7 protein-coding genes are annotated in these 6,055 nt (G+C 51.3%); 3 read left to right on the top strand and 4 right to left on the bottom strand.

Annotated elements, in window-relative coordinates; translation table 11 throughout:
• Positions 1 to 120 precede the first annotated feature (120 nt).
• Both MWU60_RS19065 and MWU60_RS19060 read right to left on the bottom strand, forming a co-directional pair.
• Positions 121 to 804, bottom strand: coding sequence for a ferric reductase-like transmembrane domain-containing protein (locus MWU60_RS19065; RefSeq protein WP_247229025.1), 684 nt, complete (start codon positions 802 to 804; stop codon positions 121 to 123).
• Between the two features lie 27 nt (positions 805 to 831).
• A complete protein-coding gene (locus tag MWU60_RS19060) occupies positions 832 to 1,332 on the bottom strand; it encodes a hypothetical protein (RefSeq protein WP_247229024.1) in 501 nt (166 codons plus the stop codon).
• Positions 1,333 to 1,485: 153 nt separating this feature from the next.
• Here MWU60_RS19060 and MWU60_RS19055 point away from each other — a divergent pair, with 153 nt between their 5' ends.
• The 3 genes from MWU60_RS19055 (at position 1,486) to MWU60_RS19045 (ending at position 4,077) form a co-directional block, all read left to right on the top strand.
• Entirely contained in the window at positions 1,486 to 1,932 is a 447-nt protein-coding gene (locus tag MWU60_RS19055; RefSeq protein ID WP_247229023.1) for a MarR family winged helix-turn-helix transcriptional regulator, read from the top strand.
• Between the two features lie 10 nt (positions 1,933 to 1,942).
• Positions 1,943 to 2,437, top strand: a complete 495-nt coding sequence (locus MWU60_RS19050) for an anthrone oxygenase family protein (RefSeq protein ID WP_247229022.1) — start codon at positions 1,943 to 1,945, stop codon at positions 2,435 to 2,437.
• Between the two features lie 86 nt (positions 2,438 to 2,523).
• A complete protein-coding gene (locus MWU60_RS19045; protein WP_247229021.1) occupies positions 2,524 to 4,077 on the top strand; it encodes a phospholipase D family protein in 1,554 nt (517 codons plus the stop codon).
• Between the two features lie 371 nt (positions 4,078 to 4,448).
• Here the strand turns inward: MWU60_RS19045 and MWU60_RS19040 are convergent, their stop codons facing one another.
• The gene (locus tag MWU60_RS19040) at positions 4,449 to 4,802 is read right to left on the bottom strand and encodes a hypothetical protein (RefSeq protein ID WP_247229020.1); all 354 of its coding nucleotides are present in this window, start codon (positions 4,800 to 4,802) and stop codon (positions 4,449 to 4,451) included.
• Positions 4,803 to 5,240: 438 nt separating this feature from the next.
• Positions 5,241 to 6,011: a hypothetical protein gene (locus tag MWU60_RS19035; RefSeq protein ID WP_247229019.1), complete on the bottom strand. Its 771-nt coding sequence runs from the start codon at positions 6,009 to 6,011 to the stop codon at positions 5,241 to 5,243.
• Between the last annotated feature and the right edge of the window lie 44 nt (positions 6,012 to 6,055).

The raw sequence follows: 6,055 nt of genomic DNA, 5'->3' as shown, positions 1-6,055 counted from the left end.
CTGGAACCCATCGGGAATATCCCGCCTGCAGAAGCCGAGGCAAACTTCTACGCGGCTCTGGAAAGATCAGACATGGCCGCGTAACTAAGACAAATCAGCCTCCGGCAAACCCGGCGCGGTTCAGGGTTTGAAATCGAGCATCTTATCGACTGGTTTCAACACAACCTCTGTCGCGCGTTCTAGTGCGTTGACCGCTTCAATCTCAAACGGTAGCGCTGTGCGCTTGTTCATCCCAAAGACGGAATAGAACAGCGCAACGACACCAACAACAGCAGCGATAATCAGGATGATCCCCGATGCGCTGAATCGTTCGAAGAATATCCTCGGTGCGGTCATGAAATGACCAATGATCAGGAAGTAGACGAGGCCCATGACCTTGTGTGTGGGACGCCAGCGAGAATACCGAATTTTCCGGTTCAAGGCGATGAACAGCCCGATCACGAGAAAAATCAGACCCAGCATACCCAATGGGCCAGACGGGAAAATCGCATACACTACAGGGTCCACCCCTTCTGGCAATTCCTTGGGAACACCGAAGAAATGAACAAGGGCTGTCAGAGCGGCGAAGACGCCTGCGACGCGGTGAACCTGATACATCCGGTCTAGACCGCCAAACCAGTCTTCAAACACCTCAAGCCGGGTCGACAGAAAGATTGAACTCGTCATAAGCAGAAACGCGATGCCACCAAGCATTACAGTGCCGGTTGTGCGCGGATCATGTTGTTCCGGTGGAAATGCAAGATGAACCACTGCAAAGACCAGAACCAGTCCGACAATGGCAAAGATGCCCTTTTTCTGAAGCATAGCTGACCCCTCCCTGTTGTGGCTGGCTTAATCGACTGGTGCCGGATTGATCGCGGCACGCAATGCCACCATCAGCGTGAAACCAGTTGTGAACTCTTCGAGATCAAGGCGGGCATCATCGTTGATGTCGGCACGCTGAAAATCATAACTGAGCGAGCGGGTGTGTTCGGATTTGGAGACAAACCCGTCACCATCGCGATCCCAGAAGGCGAATACAATCCGCATGGCAGTGTCATGGTTGTCCAAGCGATCCGCTTCTTCGGCAACCGCACGCATACCTGTGTCGAAGACAAGGAACTCGCTGAGAGACAGCTTTAGATCTTCGTCATAGTCCATGACCGCAAACGCATCGCCACCAAAATTGGTGAAACCGCCTTGGTCGATCCAGCCACGCTCTGACCCGGCAAGGTTTGCAAAGGCAGCCTCGGCGATAAGACGACCTTCGCTCTTTTCCTGAGCAAAAAGAGGTGCCGCTAAGAGACCCGTGACAAGCATTGAACTGATGATGGTTTGGGTTGCTGAACGCATTTTGAAGCTCCCTATGAAGTGGCATTTGATTTCAGAGTCTTGACTTGCATATGCGATACTTGCATTTGTAAGGCTTGTAAATGCAAAAAACAAACGCAACACTTGTTTACTGCAAGCATTGGAGCTATGCCGATGATCAGGGGATGTTTCCTGATGACACAAATCGAACTGAAAGATCATCGGCGAGAAGAGAGCTTCGGTTATCTGATCCAAACGATCGCGCGGACGCTTGATGGTAAGATGAAGGTTGAGCTTGAGAAAATTGGTGTAGATATCAAGATCTTCGCCAATTTGATGATGCTCGGCCAACAGGACGGCATCAATCAGCGTGAAATTGGGCAAAGGCTTAATTTTCCTGAATACTTTACCAGTCGCAACGTCGACGCACTGGTCGAAGCGGGCCTTGCTGAACGTCGCCCTGACCCCAATAGTCGTCGTTCCTTTTTGGTTTTTCTAACGGACCAAGGTCGCGCCAAGGCAGGTGAACTTCCGGCTATCGTCAAAGACGTAAACGATGATGTTTTGAGAGATTTGGATAATAAAGACCGGTCAACCGTCATGGCTCTTTTGCAGAAAGTCGCAGGTGTTGCCTCAACTTGAGGTAACGACAATGAAAAGCTTGAAACTGGCGACTCTGATCGCCGCGATTCTTGGCACAGGAGCGCTGTTCGGCTTCTATTTCACGATGTCGGTGTCGATCATGCCAGGCTTGGATCTGACCGAATCCTATGCCGCGATCACAGCCAATCAAGACATTGGTCGCGCCAACAAACAGTCTTTGTTCTTCGTCGCATTGATGGGCACACCAATTGCGATCTTGATCGCCGCAACCTTGCATTGGAAATCTGCCATGCAACGCAATTGGCTTTTCCTCGGACTACTGGGTTGGATCGTCATGTTGGGTGTCACACTGACGCTCAACGTCCCTCTTAACAATGTCCTAGATGGGTTGGTGATTTCACCTGATCAGGAAATGCTGAGTGATCTTTGGGATGCTTATTCCATTGATTGGCAAAAGTGGAACTGGCTTCGCGTTCTTTCAAGCGGTGTCTCTCTAACGTTTGTTGCACTTGCGTTGCGAACGGAACCTGAAGCGTTGACCTAGACGGGCTCTCCAAAGAATTAGGGAAGGCGAGTCGTCTCTATTATCAACGTCAACACGTCTAAACCAAGCCTAGGAGACTTAAGCGCATGGTACGAAAACTTATCAAAGCGGTCTTCTGGATATCAGCCTGCTGCATTGTAGCAGTTGTTGCGCTACGCTTTATTTTTCCTTTGCCAGATATTTCTGACCGGGTTCGCAGTACCGCGATTTCGGCGACTACTGACACCAGAATGGGTGCGCTGATGGCAAGCAGCATGACCGCGCATCCAGAAGGACAGTCCGGAGTTCTTCCGCTTGCATCTGGGGATGACGCTCTCGGTAGCCGCTTGGCTTTGATCGACGCCGCGGAGGTGTCTCTCGATCTGCAATATTACATCTGGCACGATGATATCTCGGGCATCTTATTGCTTGATGCGTTACGCCGCGCGGCGGAGCGCGGGGTGCGTGTCCGCCTGCTTGCCGATGACAATGGTGTTCCGGGAATGGATGACTATTTGGCCGCCTTACATGCCCAGCAGGGTTTTGAAGTTCGGCTGTTTAATCCATCGACTGTGCGCAACCCGAAGATGCTTGGTTATGCCTTCGATTTTTTCCGAATGAACCGTCGCATGCATAACAAATCGCTTATTGCTGATGGTGCAGTCGCAATCATTGGCGGCAGAAACATTGGTGATGAGTATTTTCAGGTTGGCGAGGATGTCTTTTATCTCGACATGGATGCCATCGCGACTGGCAGCGTCGTGGGAGAAACCGCAGCAATCTTTGACGATTATTGGAACAGCAATTCTGTCTTTGACATTGGCCAAATCGTCAATGGCGCAGGAGACGCCGATGCATTCACGGATCGGGTCAGCTCGATCAGTGGCACACCCGAAGCACGGCAGATCGTCGAAAGTACGACGAGCGGTACTGAACGCTTCATGGCTGGTGATGTCGCATTGGAATGGACAGACGTTCAGGTTATCGCAGATGACCCAATCAAGGGTGAAGGTGTGGCGACGGGTGATCAACTTATGATTACACGCCTGAGCGAAATCTTGGGAGGCGTCCAAGAAACCCTTGATCTCGCGTCCGCCTACTTTGTACCCGGTCAGGCAGGAACAGATTTCTTCAACACTTTGGTCGCGGACGGCAAGCGCGTCCGGATCTTGACCAATGCGCTCAACACGACGGACGTCTTTCTGGTTCATGCAGGCTACAGCCGGTACCGCCGCGAACTTCTGGAAGGCGGTGTAGAGCTTTTCGAAATGAAGCTGCGTGGAGACCAACAATCGGACGACTTGCAGCTCTTGCCACTTGGTCTGTCGGGTGCCAGCCTGCACGCGAAAACCTTCGCAATCGATGGTGAACGTCTATTCATTGGGTCATTCAATTTCGATCCACGTTCGGCGATCCTAAACTGCGAAATGGGCTTCCTGATTGATAGTCCAACCATGGCTTCGCGCGTAGCCGTAAGCTTCGACGATCAGATATCAGCGGTCAGCTATCAGCCAAAACTCACTCCGGAAGGAAAAATGATCTGGCAGGAGGACCGTGCAAATGGCGAAGTAATCATCTACCAAGAAGAGCCCGACGCATCATGGTTCCAACAAATTGCATACGCCGTTGTTGGAATCTTACCAATCGAATGGTTGTTGTAGAACAATAACGGGAAATGAGCAGGCAAAATCGCTAAAGTTGACCCTTCCGAAACACGCTGTCGGACGTACCGGCAGCCATGCTGCAGTGCGGCCCGTCAGATCGGGCATTCGCCGCAAACGCAAAACAGTTGTTGAGCGAGTTCACAGCTTGCGGGCTTTTCTACCGATATGTGAACGGCAGCTTTCGCGATATTCCTTGTCCGGCTACAGCTATGAGACACAACGCTGAGATTGCAGCCCGCTTTGCAGACATTCGCAGCGCACACACGGCAATCCCGTGGTAAAAACTGGTCGGGTTTGACGAAGAACTGTTGTTTCAAGACAAAGGCTGTGGAGACACTCCCCACAGCCTTCAGTTTTCTTGTCGTTGGTTATTCGACAGATTTATCAGCCCGCTGGCTGTCATAGGCTTTGAGCATCATTTCCGTGTACTCAACAGTGCTGGATGTGTGCTCGCCCAATCCTGGCCAAGCGAAAGGCAACTCCCGAAGGCATATTTCCTGCTCAACACTGATACCAAGAAGAGCGGCAACTGCCAGTGCCGACACTGGCTCTTTGTGCTCCGGCCAAAGGTCTTCGTCAAAGGTGATCCAGACATCATTGTCCTCGTGAACATTGATATCTGCAAATAAGGCACCCAAGCGCTCACTCGCGTTTGTAGCATCCTCAACAAGTGCACTTCGCATCAAGAGCGTTATCTTTTCGGCGTCGAGCTGCAATTTCAACCGTGTATCTGCAAGAAGAAACGCTGGCTGTGTACGCAGTCTCAAGCTAGCCAGTCTGCGCTAAAATTCCCTGTTAACAGGGAAAATACAGGGAAAAACTCCCAATTTTGTTGATATTCGAGTTTTTCGCACGGATTGCCACTACGAAAACAGTGGCTTAGGCACGATTTCCCTAAACGGCCTAGCAGGGAATTTTGGTATGGCATCAGCGAATTGGTCTGAGCGAACAGGGAAGACGTACCGGGCTTTCTCATTGCGGCATGGTGGATGAATCATCCGAAATTCGTGAAGCCGACATTCAAACGCATTGCGGTGAATGGCCGGAAAGAGCCCACTTAAACCGATGCTGCGTTCTGCATGAACGACCGCTTACGTTGAAGCATGCGAGAAGACGGATGCACTGCATCCGCCTTCTCTGCCGTTAGCGGCGAGCGCTGCCTATTGGCGCGGCGTGCAGCCAATATACCTTTCTAGGACATAATCCCAAAGCTCATCATCGCTGGTGTTCTCTGGAGGGTCAGCGGATATGCCATGATGTTCGAGCAGCGGTTGCGCCCAGTCGGCATCATAGGTTGGCGTGCCATGCGCCCGAAGTTGCCCACAAAACCCTTCGTAGAATGCAGCTTCGCGTGCAATTTTCTCTTCTCTTATGCGATCAAGGTATGGTGTCGCATTTTGACGCTGTTCTACTGTTACATGTTGCCGACGAAAACGCGACATGTCAGGGGTGAATCTGCCTCGTGTACCAAGGCGCTCGGTATCAAACCACGAAAGTACGTATTCAAAATATCGTATTGTTGCCATTGTTTCGTAATCACCCGACTGGGCGCAAGCGATTGTGACTTCAACCACCTGCACCGGAGACATTTCAGGCGAGAGTTCGGACAACGTGATACAATCCGGCCATGGCGGACCTGACAAAAGGTTCGGAAGCGGAGGCCGTGGTACGGCCTTTAGAGGATCGTAGGGAACAATTATGAAGCCTGTTCCGTCAGCGGGTGCGTCACTAACCCCAGATTTGTCTGTCTGCGCCTGCACGAGCAGTAGGTAGTTCGATGATGGCCGTGTATCGGTCATCAATTTGCCGGGAGCGAACAAATAAGTGCCTTGCCAAGGGGGTGAAAATTCCGAGCCTGCAGAAGCACTACCAAGACTACCCGCAAAACCAAAGACCATACAGGACAGGTAAACCTTAATCGCTTGACGCATAGATCCCCTCCATTAAGCACTTTTTTATAGATAATCCCTTTCTA

Origin of the sequence: Yoonia sp. F2084L (assembly GCF_023015625.1) — a bacterium.
Lineage (GTDB): Bacteria > Pseudomonadota > Alphaproteobacteria > Rhodobacterales > Rhodobacteraceae > Yoonia.
The sequence above is the reverse complement of the archived record's forward strand: the minus strand, read 5'-3'. Positions and strand labels throughout refer to the sequence as shown.